Here is a 20,216-nt window from a genome sequence, read left to right as displayed (position 1 = left end):
CCTTTCTCCTGCGGGTTGACGTGCGGTGTGACGGCGGTTACAGGACCGTAGCGCAACGTCGCCGGAGCACTGCTCCTCCATTAGAGTGGAACCGCTCCCAGATATTGGGACAAATGTTTTCCCGCAGAAATGGCCAAGACTTTTCCAGCCGACCGGGCATACCGACGCCGTGAATTCGACGACGACCGCGGGCGATCCGCACGGCGTTCGTTGAAATCGCGACGAAATTGCGAAAAACCGCGTCTCGACCGGGCTACCTCGGACGGGCGGCGGCCACTCGTCGGAGCAATTGCACCATCTGCGCGCGCTCGTCGGGGTCCAGCACGGCGAACCAGCGCGCCTCGCGCGCGTTCTGGTGCGGGAAGGCCCGCGCCACCGCCGAGCGGCCCTCCTCGGTGAGCGCGACGAACACCACGCGCCGGTCCTGGCCGTCCCTGGTCCGCTCGACCAGCCCGGCCCGCTCCAGCGTGTTGATCAGGTTGGACATCGCCGACCTGGTCGTGCCGGACAGGTCGGCCAGCCGCGCGGGCTGGGTCGGGCCCAGGATCCACAGCTTGAACATCAACCGGAACCCGGGCATGGTCCAGCCCTGCTCGCGGTGCACCAGCGCCTCGTAGTCGTTGATCATCACGTACGCCAGGTGCAACACGTTGTACGAGAGGCCGAACGCGTCCGCGTCGCCTCCCAACTCGGCGATCCGGTGCCGGGCGAACCGCTCGTACTCCTGCTCCGTCACCACGTCGGCGGCGACGGGAACCTCCTGCTCTGCCACCCGCCGATCCTCCCAGGGCGACCCGGCCGAAGGCACCGGAATGCGGCACACTGGCCGACGTGATCGGGACGAGGCGGTTCGCCATCACGGCCGCGGTCGTGGTGGCGCTGGCCACCGCCGCGTCCGTGGCCGCGAGCTTCGACCTCGTCAAGGGCGAGGGCGCGGTGGTCCTCGACGACCTCGCCCAGCTCGCCACCGGTCTGTTCGCCACCGGTTGCTGCTGGTGGACGGCGCGCCGGGCGACCGGGCCGGACCGCCGCTGGCGGCTGGCGATGGGGTTCGGCATGGCGGGCTGGTCCACCGGCCAGGCGTTGTGGACGTGGTACCAGCTGGTCGAGCGGCGCGCCGTGCCGTCGCCGTCGCCGGCGGACGCCGGGTACCTCAGCATCGTGCCGTTCGCGTTCGTCGCGCTGCTCGTGATCGGCAACTTCCGCCGGTCGGACTCCCCCGACGCGCTGCTGGACCGCCGGTCCCGCAGCGCCCGGCTGGTGCTGCTGCTGGACGGCCTGATCGTGGTCGGGTCGTTGTTCGTGCTGACCTGGACCACGTCGCTCGGCGGGCTGGTCGCGGCCGGGAACCCGGGTTCGGCGGCGTTCCTGGTGGCCATCGCCTACCCGGTGACGGACCTGGTGCTGCTGGTGATCGTGGTGGTGCTGAGCGCGGACCGCAAGGTCGTGCTGCGACCGCAGCTGCGGTTGCTCGGCCTCGGCCTGGTGGCGCTGGCCGCGTCCGACTTCGCGTTCGCCTACCTGGTCAGCATCCAGGCGCCGGAGGTGCCGCCGCTGGCCAACGCCGGGTTCGTGGTGGGACCGGCGCTGATCGCGTTGGCGGCGCTGGCGCCCGTGCCGTCGCCGTCGACCGGCCCGAGCCGCAACCGGCGGCCGTGGCAGTGGGCCTACCTGCTGATGCCGTACGTGCCCTTACTGGTCAGCAGCGTGCTGGTGCTGCGGCGCACGATCATCGGCGACCTCGGGCCGTTGGACGCGGTGGAGATCGGCTGCGGCTTCACGGTGTTCGTCGCGGTGATTTTGCGGCAGCTGGTGACCCTTGTGGACAACACGAAGCTCGTTCTGCTGCTGCGCGAGTCCGAGCGCACCCTGACGCACCAGGCGCACCACGACCCGTTGACCGGGCTGGCCAACCGGGCGCTGTTCGAGCGCAGGCTGGACGAGGCGATGGCCGAGCACCACCGCGACGGCAGGCCGTTCGGGCTGCTGTTCGTGGACCTGGACGACTTCAAGGCGGTCAACGACGTCTCCGGCCACGCGCACGGCGACGCGTTGCTCGAACGGGTGGCGCAGCGGCTGCGGCAGTGCGTCCGCGACACCGACGTGGTGGCCAGGCTCGGCGGTGACGAGTTCGGCGTCCTGGTCGAAGGGCTGGAGGAGCCGGAGAAGGTGGCGTTCCGGATCCTCGACGCGCTCGGCGAGGAGATCAGCGCGTCGGTCGGCGTGGTGATCTGCGCCGACCACGACCCCGAGGCCACCGCCGCGACCGTCCTCAGCCGTGCGGACAAGGCCATGTACGAGGCGAAGCGCGACGGTGGCCGGGGTCTGGTCATCCACTCGTAGGGCCGGCCGCGTCGACCTGGTGGAGCGAGGTCCGCGTCAGCCGACCAGGTCGGGGTCCGACCACCACTGCACGGCGTACTGGCGGCCCGCGGGCTCGACCCGGTAGCCCGCGGCGGGGCGGAAGCCGGGTTCGTTGAAGCAGATGCCCAGCGACAGCACCATCACGTTCTCCGGGCCGAAGGCGTCGTCGACGTCGGGGTTGACGCCGTACAGCTTGGTGACGTCACGGCTGAGCCCGGAGCGGAACGAGGTCCACGGCTGTTTGGGCGACTGGCACTTCAACTCGGTGATGATGACCGGCGCGGTGTCCGCGACGGCGGGGCTGAGCGCGTTGAACACGAGATCGGCGCGGGCCTGGGGGGTCTCGAAAACCGGGACCGCGCCCTCGCCGGTCGGGATGAAGTTGGCTTCCGTCAGGACGTCGAGCGGATTGTTGTTGCGGAGCCGCAGTTTCAGCTCGGCCTGCAACCACAGCGCGAACTGGTTGCGGGCCCAGCCTTCCCAGCCGCCCGCGAACACCGAGAGCGCCTCGATCGTCGGCTGGTCCGCTTGGATCCAGCCGACCAGGGCCTTGATGACGTCGACCGGGCCGATGGTGTTGTAAGCCATGGGTGAACTCCTGGGGAGAGGGAGGAGAGGAAGGGGCGCGGAGCGCGCCGGGGAAGTCGCGCTCCGCGCCCGGGACGACGGGCCGGTGTGGTGGGGGCACCCGGGCTGTCGAGCGGGGCGGGTCGTGGGCGCCACCGGACCTCGACCCCGTCGTCCTCCGCGATGCGCCGGAGGGGCGTCCGGGCGCACGGGTCATCGGGGACCGGGGAGAGGTCCGGTCACCGGTGCGGTCAGGCGGCGACCGGCTGCATGCCGGTGCTGATCGACCACGTGTTGTCCGCCTGCAGCACCGCGGTCATGTCGAAGCCCGCGTTGTACTGCAGCTCGACGGAGTTGCTGATCTGCTCGATGTCGAGCACCTCGCCGTGGACGTAGGTGCCCGCGGTGAGCCAGTAACTGGGGTGCGGGGTGAAGACGAGGTTCTCGTTGGGCTGCGCCTGCACCGCGAACACGCCGGAGTTCGACATGCCGATGCCGACCGCCGCGCCGTCCGCCGGCACCGTCGGCAGTTCCCGGACGTAGAGGCTGCCGAGCTCCGGGACGCCGAACGCCTTTCCTGGCACGAACCGGTGCGCGCCGTCGGTGTAGTCGAACAGGATCTGGTTCGCGGTGAGGTCCTGCGGGTTGGCCCGGCGGACCTCCTGCGCGCGGAACCGCGTGCCCGGCTTCAACGAGCCCGTGTAGGACCAGACGAAGCAGTAGTCGAGGGTCCACTCGAAGGTCACGGTGGTGTTCGGCCACGCCGGCGCGGTCAGCCAGGCGAGCGACATGGCGTTGCGCACGCCGAGGTCCACGGGCTGCTGGTACACGCAGAGGTCTTGGAACTGGGTAGATTCATTGCGGACCGTCAGGGAGTACTGGGTTGGCATGGCAGCACAACTCCTTCACGAGGAGACGATTCGGATAAATTCGAACCACGGCGCGGAATAGTCGGCGCAGTGCGATCGGTCGCGGGCCGGTCGATCCCACCGCGTTCCTCCGGGCTCGGAACGGTCGGCCGATCAACGCATTCGGAAACTTTTCGATTCACTTTGCCGGTCCGTCCGACAAAACCAGTACACGCTGGCGAACGCAGGGCGTCAAGCGACCGGCCTTCACCCGATACGTCGACGTCGCATTCACCTGACTTGGCCACCGGAAGCGCCGGGCGCGCCTTTTCGCAACGTGAAAACGCCGGGCGATCCGTAACGAAAGTCGCGTGAATTGAATTGCCAGCAGTGTCGGAAGGAGTTCGCCGCGCGGACCACCGGAAGGCCCCGTCGGTACTGCTCGTCGGCGTGCCGGCAGCGCGCGTTCCGGGCCAGGCGGGTCACCGAGCGGTCGGCCGTGGCGCTGCCCGGTCAGGTGGAGGCGCTCGCGGTCGAGCTCCGGGACAACGCCGAGGTCATCCGCTTCCTGGCGCGCGGCTGGACCCCGGTGGAGCCCGGGACGTCCCTGAGCGACCTGATCGAGGCCACCGCGGACCTCGCGGAGCGGTTACGGGAACTGGGCGGTCGCCTGGCCGACGCGCCGTCCGGGCACGGTGACGCAACGCGCGACGCAACCCCGTGAGCGGGACCGCCCGCGAGTGACCCCCGAAGGCCTGGCGACGACCGTTGGAGGACGCGGGCGCTACCCGGTCCGGTCCCCGAGCCCGCGGTCGGCCGGTGCTCCCGGGCAGGACGGGCAGGTCGGGCGAGAGGTCCGACCAGGGTCGTCCGCGCCCGGCGGCTGTCGAGCAAGCCCCACCACAGGCCTGTGACCAGCCACTTCAACGCCACCCCAGTTTTCCGCAAGCGCCCGCGGGCATGCTCGGGCTTGCCGGGCGGACGTCAGGGGAGCGTTCGACCGGAGGCGGAGCCGGTCGAGGCACGGCGGCCCCCAGACCGCCTGCCTCCCGGCTCCGTCCCGTTCGCCCACGGGCCGCGCGGCGGTCCGGTCGTCAAGCCGGCAGCCCGGCCCAGACCTCCGCCGCGACGACCCGCACCGCGGCACAGGCGTCCTCGACCGCGGCGCCGGTCGGCAGGGCCACGGTGACGAGCGCGAGTTCGCTCAACCCGTCCCCGAACGGGATGTGGGTCGTCTCCGCGCCGCACAGCACGAGCGAGGACGTGGTCAACCCCGACATCACGGTGGGTCGTCCGGCGATGTCCTCGATCTTGCTGTTCCCGCCGTTCGGTTCGGTCGGCACGCCCACCGAGTACGTGACCCGCACCCTGGGCGGTGTCGTCGTGCCGTCCGCGCTCCACCGGCACTGGTGGCCCGCCGGGTAGGCCCAGGCCCGCGAACCCGCCAGCCCGGGCAGCCGCCCGACCGTCGCGTCCGACAGCCCGCGGCACGCGTGCACCGGCCCGAGGGACTTCGCCGCGAACCGCCGGTGCTCCACGTCGCCCGCGAGCACGCGGTCCGCGACGGCGCTCACCACGACGTCGGCGACCTCGCACAGCCGGGTCGCGGCCACGTCCTCGTCCGAGTGGTTCTCGACGGTCACGTTCAGCGCCACCAGGTCCGCGAACACCAGGCCGCGCTGGCACTGCACGTCGCCGCCCCGGATCTCCACGATCCGCAGTTCCTTGTACGGCACCAAGGGCCCGTCGAACACGGCCTCGTGCAGCACCCGGTCGAGGCCGCCCGCCAGCACGTCGAGCACCGCGCCGCCCGTGGACACCTTGAGCAGGCAGTGGTCGAAGGACTCGACCGGCGCCACCGAAGCCTCGCCGAACGCGGCCAGGTCCGCCGGCTCCACCTGCCCGCACGGGTCGACCGACGCCAGGTCGCCGAGCAGCACCTCGGCGGTGCGCGGGGGAGGTTCGGGGAACGTCGGGTCCGGCACCGGCACGGCGGTCCCGGTCACGGTGGCGCCGCACCCGACGAGCAGTGCCGATAACAGGACGACGCCAAGCGCTCTCGCCATGGCGGAAGGGTAGGCGACGATCATCCTCGCACGACACGGTTTCACCCGAGCGCCCTGCGGTTCGAGCCACCCGCGATCGGCCGACCGGAGGCCGCGGCTCGGACGTTCGCCGGCACCGGATCCCGTTGGGCGACACCGGTTTCGAGCACCGCGGCGACATCCCCGGCCACGCCGGTCACGAGGTCGGCCTCGACGCGGACCTCCGGACGATCCGCGCCGCCGCGCCCGGCCGCGTGAAGCCCGCGGTGCCGACCCGAGGCACGCTCACCTGTTTGCCGCCGGCGTGATCAGGGCATTCGGAACTGTCCCGCTCACGCGACCGGAGGTACGAGGTGTCACCCTCGGCAGGCGAGAACGTGCTGGCCGACCGCTACCGGCTGATCGAGCCGATCGGGATCGGCGGCATGGCCGAAGTGCACCGGGCCTGGGACACCGTGCTGCGGCGGCACGTCGCGGTGAAGCTGGTGCAGCCCGGTTTCGACCCGGAGGCCGCCCGGCGGTTCGACAACGAGGTCCACCTCCTGGCCGGGCTCACGCACCCCGCGCTGGTGTCGGTCTACGACGCCGACACCACGGCGCCGACGCCGTTCGTCGTGCTGCGGTTGGTCGAGGGCCGGACCCTGCACGACCGCCTGCTCCTCGGGCCGCTGCCGCTGGACGAGGTGCGCCGGCTGGGCGCCCGGCTGGCCGACGCGTTGGCGCACGTGCACGCGCACGGCCTCGTGCACCGCGACGTGAAGCCGGCGAACATCCTGCTCGACCACGAGGACGACGCCTACCTGGCGGACTTCGGCCTGGCCCACTTGACCGGCGCCACCCGGCTGACCCGGACCGACCAGCTCGTCGGCACCGCCGCGTACCTCGCGCCCGAGCAGGTGCTCGGCCAGGAGATCGACCACCCGGCCGACGTCTACGCCCTGGGGCTGGTGCTCCTGGAGTGCCTGACGGGTCGGCGCGAGTACGAGGGCGGTGAGGTGGAGGCCGCGGTCGCCCGGCTGCACCGACCTCCGGTGATCCCCGAAGACCTGCCCGCCGACGTCCGCGACCTGGTGGCGCGGATGACCACCGCCGCACCGGACGACCGGCCCACCGCGCACGACTGCGCGCGGGTCCTGGCGGGCGCGGTCGTCCTACCGCCCGACGTCGGGGCCGAGGCGGACACCGAAGAACTCCCGCGCGCGGTGACGCGCCCCTCGTGGCGGGTGCTCGTCGCCTCGGCGGGCGCGCTGGTCGGCGCGTTCACGATCACGATGGCCGCGCTCCCGGGCGACCGACCGGCGGACGACCCGCCGCCCGGGCCCACGACGCGGCAGGCGGCGCCCGCGACGGCGGGCTCGTCGGACGTGCCGCGGGACCAGGCCGAGCCCCGGTTCATCGTCACACCGCAGGCCACGGGCGCCGCGCCGTCGACCACTCCCCCGCCGACGACGGCCCCGGCCGCCAACCCGCCGGCCGGGAACCCGGCGCAACCCGCGGCCGGGCCGACCGACGACACCGCGGAGCCCGTCGTCACCACCACCGCCCCGCCGACCTCGGCCCCGCCGACCACCACGTCCCCGAGCCCGGACCCCGAACCGGAACCGTCGGTCCAGCCGACCGAGACGGGAGCTGACGGCGTGCCCGCCGAGGAATGAGCAGTGGTCGCGACTCTGGGTCATCGCTTGCGTGCGGACCGTGTCAACTCCTGAGAACTCGCCGGGTCAGGCCGAGCGGCCGGCGCGGCGCTGGGCGTTGCCGACCACCTGAGCCAGGGGCCGAGTCGGTCGGCGCCGACCCGCGCCGGACCCTGCGGCTGCCGGCCACGCGCGGCGTCTTCGCCGAGGGCGTCCCGGTGACGTGAGGACGTCCCGGCTCAGGGGTGCACGCCCGGCCCGTGGTCGCCCTCTTCGGCGTGCGCGAGAGGGGTCGGGCTGAGCGTGGTCTCGTCCTCACCCTCCTCCAGCAGCGTGGCCGCCGGGCCGACCACCCGCGGGTCCGGCTCACCGACCACCTCGGGGTCCTTGTCGGTGTAGTCGACGCGCGCCAGCACGCTGCGCATGGCCTCGAGCCGGGCCCGCTTCTTGTCGTTGCTCTTCACCACGGTCCACGGCGCGGCGTGGGTGTCGGTGGCCCGGAACATGGCCACCTTCGCCGCGGTGTAGGCGTCCCACCGGTCGAGCGACCTGATGTCGTTCGGGCTGAGCTTCCACTGCCGGACCGGGTCGACCTGCCGGATCAAGAACCGCGTCCGCTGCTCCGCCCGTGACACCGAGAACCACAGCTTGACCAGCGCGATCCCGTCGTCCACCAGCATCCGCTCGAACGTCGGCGCCTGCCGCATGAAGCGCTCGTACTGCTCGTCGGTGCAGTAGCCCATCACCCGCTCGACGCCGGCGCGGTTGTACCAGGACCGGTCGAACAGCACGATCTCCCCCGCGGTCGGCAGGTGGGCGACGTACCGCTGGAAGTACCACTCGCCCTGCTCGCGCTCCGTCGGCTTGCTCAACGCCACCACCCGCGCCCCGCGCGGGTTGAGGTGCTCGGTGAACCGCTTGATGGTGCCGCCCTTGCCCGCCGCGTCACGTCCCTCGAACACGACGACCATCCGCGCGCCCGTGTCCTTGATCCAGTACTGCAGCTTGAGCAGCTCGATCTGGAGCAGGCGCTTGGACAGCTCGTACTCCTCGCGCGTCAGCCGCGTCGGGTACGGGTAGTTCTCCCGCCAGGTGTCGATCTCCGTGCCGTCGGGGTGCCGCAGCACGGGGTCGTCGCCGTCCTCGTAGTCCACCACGAGGTCGTCCACGCGCAGGCCGGGGAAGAGGTCGCCGAGGTCGAGCACGCTGTCCACCGGTTCGGCGTACCCGGCGGCGGTTCGCCGAAACCTGCCGGTCACGCGGGTCGCGCCGCAGGAGCGCGACCCGCGTGGGCGTTACAGCAGCGTGGCGATCTGAGCGGCGACCAGGTCGATCCGGACGCCCTGGTTCGGGCAGCCGCCGTAGTGGTGCAGGCCGATCACCTTGTGCGTGCTCCGGGACAGCACCGGGGAGCCCGACGAGCCGCCCTCGGTGTCGCACCGGTAGGCGATGTCGGACTGCGACGAGCTGCCGTTCACCCGGACGGCGGACACGGCGCAGTACCCGCCGCCGTTCTGGTCGTCACGCAGGGAGAGCTTCTTGAGCTTGCCCGCCGGGTGGCCGACGATGTACATCTCCTCGCCGACCGCCGGCACCCGCGCGTCCAGCTCCAGGTAGCCGAACGACGCCAGCGACGCGAAGTTCGTGACGCTGAACAGCGTGTAGTCCAACGCCGCGCTGGTCTTGAGCACCGACGACACCAGCACCTTCGTGACGGTCGCGCTGGCCGTGCCGCCGCAGGTCGGGCACTGGTAGTTGAACCACACCTCGATCCCGGTGCCACTGGTGAAGCAGTGGTTGTTGGTCAGCATCCGGTTGTTCGCGCCGACCCGCCACGCCGTGCACAGCGAGCCGCCGTTGCGCAGGAGCTTCGCCACCGCCTTGGTCCGGCCGAACTCGGTGGGGTTGCTCGTCTGGTAGCAGACGGCGTCGCGGTAGTCGTTCGTGCCGCAGATGCTCTTGGGCGCCAGGTCCGCCGCCGCGGCCAGCTCGGCGTCGGTGTACCCGCGGGTGATCTTGTCGAGCCGCACCCGGCTGGCCGGGTGCGCCGGTCCGCCGTCCCGGCCGCGCAGGCTGATCACGGCCCGGTCGCCGGTGATCGACATGGCCCAGAAGCCGGTGCCGTCCACGGTGGCGGTGCCCGACGCCGCGACGTCGGCGGTGTAGCGGTAGGACTCGGCGCCCGCCGGGTCGGACACCGTGAGCACGTCGCCCGCGACCAGGCGCAGGCCGGTGAAGTGGGTCTTGAGGTACCACGAGCCGGGTCGTTCGAGGGTCGTGGTCTGGTTCCGGCCGCCGAGGACGGTCGAGACGACCTCGTCCTCGCCGACCTTCTGGGTCTGTTCGACGAGGTCAGGCGCCGGCGCCGCGGTCGCGATCCCGCTTGTCAGCGGGATCGCGAGGAGGGCGGCAGCGAGGAGTTGCAGGGTTCTCCGCACTGGTTCACCTCACATCTGGAGCAGGGATGGGTGACACCTCGATGCTGCTCCTCGGAACGTGGGGTGTCAGCCCTCCGAAGGTCGGGTAAAGCAGGCTGTCCACTTAGGACAGTGCGAAGCAATCGGGAGTCGGCCGATCCATCGCGGGGGCGGATGTTGACCGTCCTCTGTGGACTCTACGAGCCGCGCCTACCGACGGGTAACATATCGTCGGCATATCGAGAACCGCATACGCGCCGGCAACGCCGCGCCGTCTTGACTGACGGCATGACCGACAGCGAACCGGCACGGACGGCGGCCCGTCACACCCGATCGCCGGTGTCCTGGTCCTCGTCGGCCGGTCCGACGACGGGGATCACGGTGTACGGCTGCGAGCCGGACGAGGCCGCCCTGTTCCGGGAGATGGCGCCCCGCTTCGGCGTCGTGCCGACCATCACCCCCGACCCGGTCTCCACCGCCACCGTCGCGCTGGCCTCCGGGAACCGCTGCGTCAGCGTCGGGCACAAGACCCGGATCACGAATCCCACGCTGCTCGCGCTCAGCCGGGCCGGCGTGGAGTACGTCTCCACCAGGAGCATCGGGTACGACCACCTCGACGTCGACTACGCCGAACGCGTCGGCATCACCGTCGGGAACGTCGCCTACTCGCCCGACAGCGTCGCCGACTACACGGTGATGCTGATGCTGATGGTGCTGCGGAACGCGAAGTCCCTCATCAGGCGTGCCGACGCCCACGACTACCGGTTGCCCGACGTGCGCGGGAAGGAGCTGCGCGACCTGACCGTCGGGGTGGTCGGCACCGGCCGCATCGGCGCCGCCGTCATCGATCGGCTGTGGGGCTTCGGCTGCCAGAAGCTGGCTTACGACATCCGGCCCCGGACCTCCGCCGACTACGTGCCCCTCGACGAGCTGCTCCAGCAGAGCGACATCGTCACGCTCCACACCCCGCTCACCGCCGACACGCACCACCTGTTGGACCGCCGGCGCATCGGGCAGATGAAGCACGGCGCGTTCGTCGTCAACACCGGGCGAGGTGGGCTCATCGACACCGAGGCCCTCGTGCCGGCGTTGGCGAGCGGCCGGTTGGGCGGCGCCGCGCTGGACGTCCTCGAAGGAGAGGAAGGGATCTTCTACGCCGACTGCCGCGACCGGCCCCTCGCCGGCACCCCGCTGTCGCGGCTGCAACAACTCCCGAACGTGCTGATCAGCCCGCACACCGCCTACTACACCGACCACGCCTTGAGCGACACGGTGGCGAACTCCCTCGCCGGCTGTCGCGACTTCGACCGCAGAAAGCAGCACTGGATATGAAGATCGGAATCCTGTTCGGCGGCCGCTCCGAGGAGCACGACGTCTCCGTCAAGTCCGCGCGGGAGGTGGCGAAGCACCTCGACCCCGGGAAGTACGAGCCGTACTACGTCGGGATCACGAAGAGCGGCTCCTGGCAGCTCTGCGACGGGCCGGACGCGGACTGGGAGGACGGCGAGTGCCGCCCGGTCGTGCTGTCACCGGACAGCGGCGTGCGCGGGTTGCTCGTGCTGGACGACGGGCAGTACAAGACGATCGGCCTGGACGTGGTGCTGCCCGTCCTGCACGGCAGGCTCGGCGAGGACGGCGCGGTGCAGGGCCTGCTGGAGCTCTCCGGCATCCCCTACGCCGGATGCGACGTCCAGAGCTCGGCCCTGTGCATGGACAAGTCCCTGACCTACCTCGTCGCGCGCGGCGCGGGGATCGCGACGCCGGACTTCCGGACCGTCCCGGCGGGCGGGCACGTCGACCCGGACCGGCTGACCTATCCCGTCTTCGTGAAGCCCGCCCGTTCGGGATCGTCGTTCGGGGTCGTCAAGGTGACCCGGGGAGAAGACCTGGTGAGCGCGGTGGAGACCGCGAGGCGGTACGACTCGAAGGTGCTGATCGAAGAGGCGGTCGTCGGCAGCGAGGTCGGCTGCGCCATCCTCGGCGACGACGGCGAGCTGATCGCCGGCGAGCCGGACCGGATCGCGCTGTCGTACGGCTTCTTCCGGATCCACCAGGAGAACGACCCGGAAAGCGGATCCGAGAACTCGACCACGATCGTCCCGGCCGACATCCCGGCCGAGTCGCGCTCGCTCGTCCAGGAGACCGCCAAGGCCGTCTACCGCGCGCTCGGTTGCCGAGGGCTGTCACGCGTGGACATGTTCTTGAAGGAGGACGGCACCGTGGTCCTCAACGAGGTCAACACCCTGCCCGGCCTGACCTCCTACAGCCGGTACCCGAGGATGATGGCGGCCGCCGGGATGTCGCTCGGCGACGTGATCGACCGGGTCGTGTCGTCGGCGCTGGCCGGGAAAGCCCGATGAACGACGACTTCGTCTTCCTGGACGAGTTCGCGCCCGGCATCCGCTGGGACGCCAAGTACGCCACCTGGGACAACTTCACCGGCAAACCGGTGGACGGCTACCTGGCGAACCGGATCGTCGGCACGAGGGCGTTGTGCGCGGCCCTGGAACGCGCGCAGGAGAAGGCCACGACCCTCGGCTTCGGCCTGCTCGTCTGGGACGGCTACCGCCCGCAACGCGCGGTGGACTGCTTCCTGCGCTGGTCACGGCAGCCCGAGGACGGCCGGACGAAGCCGCGGCACTACCCCCGCCTCGATCGCGCCGAGATGGTCGAGAAGGGGTACGTGGCCGCCAGGTCGGGCCACAGCCGGGGCGGCACGGTCGACCTGACGCTCTACGACTCGGCCACCGGCGAACTGGCGCCCATGGGCGGCGACCACGACTTCATGGACCCGGTCTCGCACCACGGCGCACCGGGGATCACGCAGGTCGAGGCGACGAACCGCCGGCACCTCCGTTCGATCATGGAGGACTGCGGTTTCCGCGCCTACGACTACGAGTGGTGGCACTACACCCTCGTCGACGAGCCGTACCCGGACAGCTACTTCGACTTCCCCATCACCGGCTCGACGCCGCTCGACTGCCGGTGCGGGGCGGCGCGACGGGTAGCCGCACGCTGATGCGGAGGCCACCGCCGACCCGCGGGGTCAGGGTGAGGACGCCGTCGTGGGCCTGGGCGATGCTCTCGACGATCGCGAGGCCGAGCCCGACACCGGCGTGGTCGCTGCGCGCGCGTCGGGTGCCGCGCTGGAACGGTTCGGTGAAGGTCCTGATCAGCTGCGGCGTGAGCTGCTCACCGGTGTTCTCGACCGTGAGCACCGCCTTCTTGGCCTCGACGGCGGTCGTGACCCACACGGTGCCCTGGTCGGGCAGGTTGTGGACGATCGCGTTGTGCACCAGGTTCGTCGTCAGCTGCAGCAGCAGCGCGTGCGAGCCGGTGGTGGGGGTCAGGTCGCCGGAGGTCTCGATGGTGAGGCCGCGCCGCTCCGCGAGCGGGAGGAGCGTTTCGGCGGCCTCCTCCGCGATGAGCGACAGGTCGACGTGCTCCCGGTTGAAGGTCCGCTGGTTGGCGCGGCTGAGCAGGAGCAGCGCCTCGGTGAGGTCGATGGCCCGGCTGTTGACGAAGCGCAGGCGTTCGACGAGTTCGCCGGCGTCGCGGTCCGGGTCGTCGCGGGCGACGTCGAGGAGCGTCTGGGTGATCGCCAGCGGGGTGCGCAGCTCGTGGGACGCGTTGGCGGCGAACCGCCGCTGTTCGCCGTCGTGCGCTTCGAGCCGCGCGAGCATGGTGTCGAAGGCGTCGGCGAGTTCGCGGAACTCGTCCTGGCGGCCTTCCAGCGCGATCCGGTGGGAGAGCGATCCCGCCGCGGCCAGGCGGGTGGCGTGGGTGATGCGGGTCAGGGGCGCGAGCATGCTGCCGGCCAGCAGCCACCCGCCCAGGAGGCCGAACACCAGCAGGACCGCCATCGCCAGGCCCGCCTTCGGCACGAAGGCCTCCTCCAGGGCGGCGCGGTCGGGCACCACCGGGCCCGGCCGCCAACTCCCCGGAGGCTCGGGGTGGACGATGACCTCGGGCACGTACCGCAGCAGGAACACCCACACGACCGCGAGCAGCGAGCCACCCGCGAGCATGAGGAACCCGGCGTAGCTGAGGGTGAGCTTGAGGCGGACGCTCAACCCCGGCTGCCTATCCACGGTCGCGTCCCCCGCGCCCGGCGCCGGACGCCGGGTCGATGCGGTAGCCGACGCCGGGCACGGTCGCGATGACCCACGGTTCGCCGAGGCGCTTGCGCAGTGCCGAGACCGTGATGCGCACGGCGTTGGTGAAGGGGTCGGCGTTCTCGTCCCACGCCCGTTCCAGCAGCGCCTCGGCGCTGACGACACCGCCCTCGGCGGCCACGAGCACTTCGAGCACGGCGAACTGCTTCCTGGTCAGCGCGACGTACCGGCCGTCCCGGTAGACCTCGCGGCGGAACGGGTCCAGCCGCAGCCCCGCGATCTCGCGCACGGGCGGCCTGCTGTGCGCGCGCCGGCGGTCGAGCGCCCGGAGCCTGAGCACGAGCTCCTTGAGCTCGAACGGCTTGGTGAGGTAGTCGTCCGCGCCGAGCTCGAACCCGGAGGCCTTGTCGTCGAGCCGGTCGGCGGCGGTGAGCATCAGGATCGGCATGCCGCTGCCGGACGCGACGATGCTCTCGGCGACCTCGTCACCGGAGGGCCCGGGGATGTCGCGGTCGAGCACGGCGATGTCGTAGGAGTTGACGCCCAACAGCTCCAGCGCGGTGTCGCCGTCACCGGCGATGTCGGCGGCGATCGCTTCCAGGCGCAGCCCGTCGCGGATCGCCTCGGCCAGGTAGGGCTCGTCCTCGACGACCAAGACACGCATGCTTGCGATGCTACGGTCGGGTGCATATCGCGGGCATATCGAAAAGCTCGAACGCGCCCGCAACACCGCGTCGCCTTGATTGGGGGCATGCGCCACCTCGAATCAGCACGCACCGCGACCCGATTGCCCGCGTCACCCGCCGACCTGCGCGCCCACGGCGCCGTCCCCGACCCCGTGCCGGTCTTCGACCAGGACGTTCCGGCCGTGGCCAACCTCGATCCCGACCTGCTCGCCGCGCTGCGCCGCGCCGCGACCGACGCCGCGGCCGACGGGATCGAGTTCTCGGTGAATGGCGGTTGGCGTTCCCCGGAATACCAGGAGCGGCTATTCGACGAGGCGGTCGCGAAGCACGGCTCGGAAATGGCGGCCGCCCGCTGGGTGGCCACTCCCGAGACGTCCGCCCACGTGTCGGGGAACGCGGTCGACATCGGCCCGGCCGCGGCCAGGGCGTGGCTCGCCGAGCACGGCGCCCGGTACGGGCTGTGCCGGATCTACCGCAACGAACCGTGGCACTTCGAACTGCGCCCCGAAGCTGTCGTCCACGGCTGCCCTCCGCTGTACGCCGACCCGTCGCACGATCCCCGGATGCGGCGGTGACCGATCCGAGCCCGCGCGGGACGGCCGTCAGTGGCGCAGCCGGCCCGTGATGCCGCGGTCGTCGGTCGCCACGCCCTCGATCCTGGTCGGGTCGACGCTCCACCGGTGGGCCAGCGCCATGACGTCGTGCTCGCCCGGGATCCTCTTCCACCAGGTGTCGTCGTCCGGCGACTCGGGCCGGGTGCCGATGCCGAGCGCGGTCTCGTCCACCGTCACCTCGCCCTCGAACAGCGGCACGCCGCCGCCGTCGAAGTGGTAGGCCCGGCGCACCTCCCCGCCCGAGGCCAGCACCCAGGCGCACGTGCCCGTGGCGCGGTGGGTCTGGAAGAACTGCACGTGCCCGAGCCGCTCGCTCAACCCGGCGATCCAGTCCAGGAAACCCGGGCTGGACGCGTCGGGCAGGCCGCGGCCCGGCACCAGCACCCAGGGACCGATCGGCGGAGCGACGAACACCGCGCCGTCGTAGGCGAGGTCGACGCCGTGCGCCCACGTCACCCGCTTGCGCCGGATCAGACCGAGCACGTCGGCCGCGGTCGCCGCGTCCGGCGCGGTGACGGCGAGCCACCAGCACTGGTAGCCGAACGGGACTGCCCGGTCCACGCCCATGCCGAAAGCCACGCCCAATCCTCGCATCCCGCACGCCCCCGCCGCTCCCGTTTACGGCGGCCTCGACGTGTCGGGCCCGTCGCGTTCCCCGGCGGCACGACGTGGCCGGCCGGTATGCTCGGCCCGGCGTCGGAGGGCGCCGCCGGGTCCGCGGGCAGGACTGAGTCCACCTCCACCACCGAAGCGAGTCGCCTCTCGTGACGATCTCTTTCGACCCGGACGCGGACCACGGGTGACGAAGGAGACGTCATGCCCGACCTCCCCGCGCGGCCGAACCTCGACCAGTTGCGGCACCAGGCCCGGGACCTGCTGCGCGACGCCCGACGGGGTGGCGTCGACGCGCTCGCCCGGATCGGGGCGGTGTCCGACCGGGTCGTCCTCGCCTCGGCGCAGCTCGCGATCGCCCGGGAGCACGGGTTCCCGAGCTGGGCCAGGCTCAAGCTGGAGGTCGAGCGCCGCGAGGTGCTCAACCGGCGCGACGCGTCCCGGCTGGCGGACCTGCTGGCCCGGCACCCCGAAACGGCCACCACGAGGATGGAAGGCTGGTCCGACCACCGCAAGGGCGCCGACGTGCTCGGCTACCTGGCCATGCTGCGGCTCGACCACCGCCGCCTCGGCCTGCCGCGCGACCTGCCCGGCTCGGACGTGGCGGCCAGGGCGCTGATCGAGGCGGGCGCGCCGGTCGACGGTCATCCCGGCGACCAGGAGACGCCCCTGATCACCGCCGCCAGCTGTGGTGACGTCGACGTCGCGAGGGTGCTGATCGAGGCGGGCGCGGACCTCGACGCGGTGGCCGCGCCGGACTCCGGCGGCGTGCCCGGCGGCACGGCGGTCGAGCACGCGGCGGTGTTCGGGATGACCGACGTCCTCGACCTCCTGGTCGCCGCCGGCGCCCGGGTCGACGGCCCGGAGATGGCCGCCGCGGCGGGAGACCTGACCGCCTGGCCGCCGGAACGGCTGAGCCCGCAATGCCGATTGCGGTCCCTGGTGTTCGCCGCCGACCACCAACGGCTGGACGTGATCGACCGGCTCGTCGCCGCCGGCACCCCCGTCGACGAGGCCGACGCCGTCTGGCAGCGGATGCCGCTGCACGTCGCGGCGGCCAACGGCAAGCCCGCCGGTGTCCGGCGGATGCTCGACCACGGCGCGGACCCGGCGCTGCGCGACCCCAAGCACCTCCGCACACCGCTGGAGTGGTGCCGGCTCTCGGACGGCGACAGCCCGGGGCACGCCGAAGTCGCCGCCCTGCTCGTGGAACAAATGAAACAAAGGCTGTAACTCAGGCGGGCACAGGACCGGTGGAGTCACGCACGACCAACGTCGTGGACAGCTCCAGGTGCAGGGCTTCGGGCCGGTGCCCGTCGAGCACGCGCATGAGCTGCGTGACCGCGATGCGGCCCATCTCCTGCAACGGCTGGCGGACCGTGGTCAGCGCGGGACGGGTCGCGCGGCTGAGGTCGATGTCGTCGAACCCCGCGACCGAGAGGTCCTCGGGCACCCGGAGCCCGCGGTCGTGCGCGGCCTGGAGCGCGCCGACCGCGAGCTTGTCGTTGAAGCAGACGATCGCGGTCGGCCGGCGCGGCTCGTCCAGCAGGTCGGCCGCGGCGCGCAGCCCCTCGGCCGCGGTGGGCTCCACGTGGTGGACGCGGTGCCGGGCGGGCAGCACGCCCGCCTGGGCCAGCGCGGCGTGGTGGCCCGCCGTGCGCGCGTCGCCCGCCAGCCAGTCCAGGGGTCCGGCGATGACGCCGATGTCGCGGTGGCCCAGGTCGACCAGGTGCGCGGTGAGCGCGCGGGCGCCGGCGAGGTGGGCCGCGGACACCGAGGCGATGTCCGGCGGCGGCGCGGTGCGCGGGTCGACCACGACGAACGGGAAGCCGCGCCGCGCCAGCGCGACGAGCCGGTCGCCGTCCTCTGGCGGCAGGATCAGGATCGCGGCGTCCACGTCCGCGTCGTCGGGCAGCGTGGTCAGCACGTCGTCCTGCTGGGAGGACACGCCCGCGTCGAGGACCATCCGGACGCCGTGCAGCCGCAGCGTCTCGGCGATCGAGGAGACGATCAGGCCGAAGTAGTCGGTCAGCACGTAGGGGCACCGGACGTGCACCGTCCGGCGGCTCCCGGGCGCGTCCGCGCGGCTGCGCGCCATCGCCCGGAGCACGAGTTCGCGCGTGCGCGGCGCCACGTTGACGTGGTCGTTGAGCACCCGGGAGACGGTGGCGATCGAGACGCCCGCCTCCGCGGCGATGTCGCGCACCCGCGCACGCCTGGTCACCTCGGCATCTTAACGGCGACTTGCACCTTGACTTGTCCCGCACGTCAAGTGTTCCATCACGAAACACATTTTCCGAGCTTGTTACATTGCTCGAAGGAGAGCGATGAAGAGATCCCGGACGATCGCCCTGACCGCCGCCGCGGCGCTCTCGGTCGGCCTGACCGGCGCCGTGCAGGCGGCCGACCGCGACCCGACCTCGGCCCGGGTGTGGGTCACGACGGTGGATCGGAGCGAGCTGCTCGCCGAACGCCCGTCCGTGGCGTTCCGGACCGGCACGTCGCCGCACCAGACCATCGTGGTCGACCCCGACGTGACCTACCAGGAGGTCGACGGCTTCGGCGCGTCGATCACCGACTCCTCGGCCGACGTGCTGCACCGGCTCACGCCGGCGGCGCGCGAGGAGACGATGCGCAAGCTGTTCGACCCGGTGCGCGGCATCGGCGTGAGCTTCCTGCGCCAGCCGATCGGCTCGTCGGACTTCACCGCCGAGGCCGAGCACTACACCTACGACGACGTCCCGCCCGGCCGGACCGACTTCGAGCTGCGCCACTTCAGCATCGCCCACGACCAGGCCGAGATCCTGCCGCTGCTGCGCCGGGCGAAGCAGCTCAACCCGGCGTTGAAGGTCATGGGCACGCCCTGGAGCCCGCCGGCGTGGATGAAGACCACGGACTCGCTGGTCGGCGGTCGGTTGAAGGACGACCCCGCCATCTACGACGCCTACGCGCGCTACCTGGTGAAGTTCGTGCAGGCGTACGCCGCCTCCGGTGTGCCGGTGGACTTCCTGTCGTTGCAGAACGAGCCGCAGAACCGGACGCCCGACGCCTACCCGGGCACGGACATGCCGGTGGCGCAGCAGATCAAGGTGATCGAGGCGCTGGGACCGCTGCTGCGCAAGGCGAGCCCGCGCACGAAGATCCTCGCCTACGACCACAACTGGAGCACCCACCCGAACGACGTCGCCGCCACGCCGCCGGGCGAGGACCCGGAAACCGACTACCCGCACCGGATCCTGGCGAGCCCGGCCGCGCGGTGGGTCGCGGGCACCGCGTACCACTGCTACTCGGGCGACCCGGCGGCGCAGACCGCGTTGCACGACGCGTTCCCGGACAAGGGCATCTGGTTCACCGAGTGCTCCGGCTCGCACGGCCCGGGGGACCCGCCCGCGCAGGTCTTCCGCGACACGCTCAAGTGGCACGCGCGCAACGTCGTCATCGGCACCACCCGCAACCGGGCGAAGTCGGCGGTGAACTGGAACATCGCGCTGGACAGCGCGGGCGGGCCGCACAACGGCGGCTGCGGCACGTGCACCGGCCTGGTCACGGTCCACCCGGACGGGACCGTGTCCACCGACGCCGAGTACTACACGATCGGCCACTTGGCGAAGTTCGTGAAGCCGGGCGCGAAGCGCGTCGCCAGCACGTCGTTCGGCACGACGGGCTGGAACGGCCAGATCATGGACGTCGCGTTCCGCAACCCGGACGGCTCCACGGCGTTGGTCGTGCACAACCAGAACGACGAACCGCGCACGTTCGCGGTCGAGTTCGGCGAGCGGATGTTCGAGCACACCCTGCCCGGCGGCGCGCTGGCCACGTTCACCTGGCCGCGTGCCAAGGGTTTCCACCACGGGCTCGACCCGGTCTCCCTGGCCGGCGCCACCGCCACCACCGCGCCGCACGGGCAGGACCCGGCCGCGGCGGTGGACGGCGACGCGTCGACCCGGTGGAGCAGCGGCCAGGCGCAGGAGCCGGGCCAGTACCTCCAGGTCGACCTCGGCCGCGAGGCGAAGTTCCGGCGGGTGGCCATCGACAGCGGCGGCAACCTCGGCGACCACGCCCGCGGCTGGCAGCTGTCGGTCAGCGACGACGGCGTCGGCTGGCGGACCCTGGCGTCCGGCGCGGGCGTCGGCCAGTTGACCGCGGTCGACGTGCCGCGCACGCGGGCCCGGTACCTGCGCGTCAGCACCACCGCGTCGGCCGGCAACTGGTGGAGCGTCGCCGACCTCCGCCTGTACCGCTGAGGCCCGCCCGGTCGGGGTCACGCGATCGCGGACCCCGACCGGGCCGCTGGTGTTAGCGTCCGGGTGATCA

20 protein-coding genes are annotated in these 20,216 nt (G+C 71.9%); 10 read left to right on the top strand and 10 right to left on the bottom strand.

The window, feature by feature from the left end; genetic code table 11:
- Positions 1–253: 253 nt before the first annotated feature.
- A complete protein-coding gene (locus AB0I91_RS37555; RefSeq protein WP_499641113.1) occupies positions 254–772 on the bottom strand; it encodes a MarR family winged helix-turn-helix transcriptional regulator in 519 nt (172 codons plus the stop codon).
- A 59-nt stretch (positions 773–831) separates the two neighbouring features.
- Here AB0I91_RS37555 and AB0I91_RS37550 point away from each other — a divergent pair, with 59 nt between their 5' ends.
- Positions 832–2,343 carry a diguanylate cyclase domain-containing protein gene (locus AB0I91_RS37550; RefSeq protein WP_498779526.1) on the top strand — a complete coding sequence of 504 codons (1,512 nt, stop codon included), beginning with the start codon at positions 832–834 and terminating at the stop codon, positions 2,341–2,343.
- 36 nt (positions 2,344–2,379) lie between these two features.
- Here AB0I91_RS37550 and AB0I91_RS37545 read toward each other — a convergent pair whose 3' ends face one another.
- Together AB0I91_RS37545 and AB0I91_RS37540 are read right to left on the bottom strand one after the other, a co-directional pair.
- Positions 2,380–2,952 (bottom strand): hypothetical protein, encoded by a 573-nt coding sequence (locus AB0I91_RS37545; protein ID WP_498779528.1) that lies wholly within the window; start codon positions 2,950–2,952, stop codon positions 2,380–2,382.
- A gap of 230 nt (positions 2,953–3,182) precedes the next feature.
- The gene (locus AB0I91_RS37540) at positions 3,183–3,821 is read right to left on the bottom strand and encodes a RhiA family protein (RefSeq protein WP_498779529.1); all 639 of its coding nucleotides are present in this window, start codon (positions 3,819–3,821) and stop codon (positions 3,183–3,185) included.
- A 334-nt stretch (positions 3,822–4,155) separates the two neighbouring features.
- Here AB0I91_RS37540 and AB0I91_RS37535 point away from each other — a divergent pair, with 334 nt between their 5' ends.
- Positions 4,156–4,503: a hypothetical protein gene (locus tag AB0I91_RS37535; RefSeq protein ID WP_499641111.1), complete on the top strand. Its 348-nt coding sequence runs from the start codon at positions 4,156–4,158 to the stop codon at positions 4,501–4,503.
- Positions 4,504–4,873: 370 nt separating this feature from the next.
- Here AB0I91_RS37535 and AB0I91_RS37530 read toward each other — a convergent pair whose 3' ends face one another.
- Positions 4,874–5,845, bottom strand: coding sequence for a hypothetical protein (locus tag AB0I91_RS37530; RefSeq protein WP_499641109.1), 972 nt, complete (start codon positions 5,843–5,845; stop codon positions 4,874–4,876).
- A 125-nt stretch (positions 5,846–5,970) separates the two neighbouring features.
- Here AB0I91_RS37530 and AB0I91_RS37525 point away from each other — a divergent pair, with 125 nt between their 5' ends.
- Both AB0I91_RS37525 and AB0I91_RS37520 read left to right on the top strand, forming a co-directional pair.
- A complete protein-coding gene (locus AB0I91_RS37525) occupies positions 5,971–6,132 on the top strand; it encodes a hypothetical protein (protein ID WP_499641107.1) in 162 nt (53 codons plus the stop codon).
- A 45-nt stretch (positions 6,133–6,177) separates the two neighbouring features.
- Entirely contained in the window at positions 6,178–7,479 is a 1,302-nt protein-coding gene (locus AB0I91_RS37520; RefSeq protein WP_499641105.1) for a serine/threonine-protein kinase, read from the top strand.
- Between the two features lie 218 nt (positions 7,480–7,697).
- On the opposite strand, the gene ppk2 is transcribed toward AB0I91_RS37520, so the two are convergent.
- The gene (gene ppk2 / locus AB0I91_RS37515) at positions 7,698–8,672 is read right to left on the bottom strand and encodes a polyphosphate kinase 2 (RefSeq protein WP_499618602.1); all 975 of its coding nucleotides are present in this window, start codon (positions 8,670–8,672) and stop codon (positions 7,698–7,700) included.
- A gap of 81 nt (positions 8,673–8,753) precedes the next feature.
- Entirely contained in the window at positions 8,754–9,896 is a 1,143-nt protein-coding gene (locus AB0I91_RS37510) for a trypsin-like serine peptidase (RefSeq protein ID WP_499641103.1), read from the bottom strand.
- Positions 9,897–10,298: 402 nt separating this feature from the next.
- Here AB0I91_RS37510 and AB0I91_RS37505 point away from each other — a divergent pair, with 402 nt between their 5' ends.
- The 3 genes from AB0I91_RS37505 to vanX are packed head-to-tail and all read left to right on the top strand — an operon-like array spanning position 10,299 to position 12,894.
- Positions 10,299–11,207, top strand: coding sequence for a D-isomer specific 2-hydroxyacid dehydrogenase family protein (locus AB0I91_RS37505; protein ID WP_499641121.1), 909 nt, complete (start codon positions 10,299–10,301; stop codon positions 11,205–11,207).
- Positions 11,204–12,235 (top strand): D-alanine--(R)-lactate ligase, encoded by a 1,032-nt coding sequence (gene vanA, locus AB0I91_RS37500; RefSeq protein WP_499641101.1) that lies wholly within the window; start codon positions 11,204–11,206, stop codon positions 12,233–12,235. Before AB0I91_RS37505 ends, vanA begins: the two co-directional genes overlap by 4 nt.
- The gene (gene vanX / locus AB0I91_RS37495) at positions 12,232–12,894 is read left to right on the top strand and encodes a D-Ala-D-Ala dipeptidase VanX (protein ID WP_498779538.1); all 663 of its coding nucleotides are present in this window, start codon (positions 12,232–12,234) and stop codon (positions 12,892–12,894) included. Before vanA ends, vanX begins: the two co-directional genes overlap by 4 nt.
- On the opposite strand, the gene AB0I91_RS37490 is transcribed toward vanX, so the two are convergent.
- Positions 12,833–13,966 (bottom strand): sensor histidine kinase, encoded by a 1,134-nt coding sequence (locus AB0I91_RS37490; RefSeq protein WP_499641099.1) that lies wholly within the window; start codon positions 13,964–13,966, stop codon positions 12,833–12,835. The two genes, vanX and AB0I91_RS37490, sit on opposite strands and share 62 nt — an antisense overlap.
- Positions 13,959–14,654 (bottom strand): response regulator transcription factor, encoded by a 696-nt coding sequence (locus AB0I91_RS37485; protein WP_498779542.1) that lies wholly within the window; start codon positions 14,652–14,654, stop codon positions 13,959–13,961. Before AB0I91_RS37485 ends, AB0I91_RS37490 begins: the two co-directional genes overlap by 8 nt.
- Before the next feature lie 87 nt (positions 14,655–14,741).
- Between AB0I91_RS37485 and AB0I91_RS37480 the strand changes: the two genes are divergently transcribed.
- Positions 14,742–15,251 carry a M15 family metallopeptidase gene (locus AB0I91_RS37480; protein ID WP_498779543.1) on the top strand — a complete coding sequence of 170 codons (510 nt, stop codon included), beginning with the start codon at positions 14,742–14,744 and terminating at the stop codon, positions 15,249–15,251.
- A gap of 27 nt (positions 15,252–15,278) precedes the next feature.
- Here AB0I91_RS37480 and AB0I91_RS37475 read toward each other — a convergent pair whose 3' ends face one another.
- Positions 15,279–15,869: a hypothetical protein gene (locus AB0I91_RS37475; RefSeq protein ID WP_499618590.1), complete on the bottom strand. Its 591-nt coding sequence runs from the start codon at positions 15,867–15,869 to the stop codon at positions 15,279–15,281.
- Positions 15,870–16,106: 237 nt separating this feature from the next.
- Between AB0I91_RS37475 and AB0I91_RS37470 the strand changes: the two genes are divergently transcribed.
- Positions 16,107–17,135, top strand: a complete 1,029-nt coding sequence (locus tag AB0I91_RS37470) for an ankyrin repeat domain-containing protein (RefSeq protein ID WP_498779545.1) — start codon at positions 16,107–16,109, stop codon at positions 17,133–17,135.
- A 1-nt stretch (position 17,136) separates the two neighbouring features.
- Here AB0I91_RS37470 and AB0I91_RS37465 read toward each other — a convergent pair whose 3' ends face one another.
- A complete protein-coding gene (locus AB0I91_RS37465) occupies positions 17,137–18,126 on the bottom strand; it encodes a LacI family DNA-binding transcriptional regulator (RefSeq protein ID WP_499641097.1) in 990 nt (329 codons plus the stop codon).
- A gap of 103 nt (positions 18,127–18,229) precedes the next feature.
- On the opposite strand from AB0I91_RS37465, the gene AB0I91_RS37460 reads away from it, so the two are divergent.
- Positions 18,230–20,146, top strand: a complete 1,917-nt coding sequence (locus AB0I91_RS37460; RefSeq protein WP_499641095.1) for a discoidin domain-containing protein — start codon at positions 18,230–18,232, stop codon at positions 20,144–20,146.
- The last annotated feature ends 70 nt before the right edge of the window (positions 20,147–20,216 follow it).

Origin of the sequence: Actinosynnema sp. NPDC049800 (assembly GCF_040656635.1) — a bacterium.
In the GTDB taxonomy this organism is placed as follows: domain Bacteria; phylum Actinomycetota; class Actinomycetes; order Mycobacteriales; family Pseudonocardiaceae; genus Actinosynnema.
The sequence above is the reverse complement of the archived record's forward strand: the minus strand, read 5'-3'. Positions and strand labels throughout refer to the sequence as shown.

Excerpts from the sequence above, each read along its gene's own strand:
- AB0I91_RS37545 (WP_498779528.1), bottom strand. The coding sequence starts at position 2,952 with ATGGCTTACAACACCATCGGCCCGGTCGACGTCATCAAGGCCCTGGTC.
- AB0I91_RS37540 (WP_498779529.1), bottom strand. The coding sequence starts at position 3,821 with ATGCCAACCCAGTACTCCCTGACGGTCCGCAATGAATCTACCCAGTTC.
- AB0I91_RS37530 (WP_499641109.1), bottom strand. The coding sequence starts at position 5,845 with ATGGCGAGAGCGCTTGGCGTCGTCCTGTTATCGGCACTGCTCGTCGGG.
- AB0I91_RS37505 (WP_499641121.1), top strand. The coding sequence starts at position 10,299 with ATGGCGCCCCGCTTCGGCGTCGTGCCGACCATCACCCCCGACCCGGTC.
- vanA (WP_499641101.1), top strand. The coding sequence starts at position 11,204 with ATGAAGATCGGAATCCTGTTCGGCGGCCGCTCCGAGGAGCACGACGTC.
- vanX (WP_498779538.1), top strand. The coding sequence starts at position 12,232 with ATGAACGACGACTTCGTCTTCCTGGACGAGTTCGCGCCCGGCATCCGC.
- AB0I91_RS37485 (WP_498779542.1), bottom strand. The coding sequence starts at position 14,654 with ATGCGTGTCTTGGTCGTCGAGGACGAGCCCTACCTGGCCGAGGCGATC.
- AB0I91_RS37480 (WP_498779543.1), top strand. The coding sequence starts at position 14,742 with ATGCGCCACCTCGAATCAGCACGCACCGCGACCCGATTGCCCGCGTCA.
- AB0I91_RS37470 (WP_498779545.1), top strand. The coding sequence starts at position 16,107 with ATGCCCGACCTCCCCGCGCGGCCGAACCTCGACCAGTTGCGGCACCAG.
- AB0I91_RS37460 (WP_499641095.1), top strand. The coding sequence starts at position 18,230 with ATGAAGAGATCCCGGACGATCGCCCTGACCGCCGCCGCGGCGCTCTCG.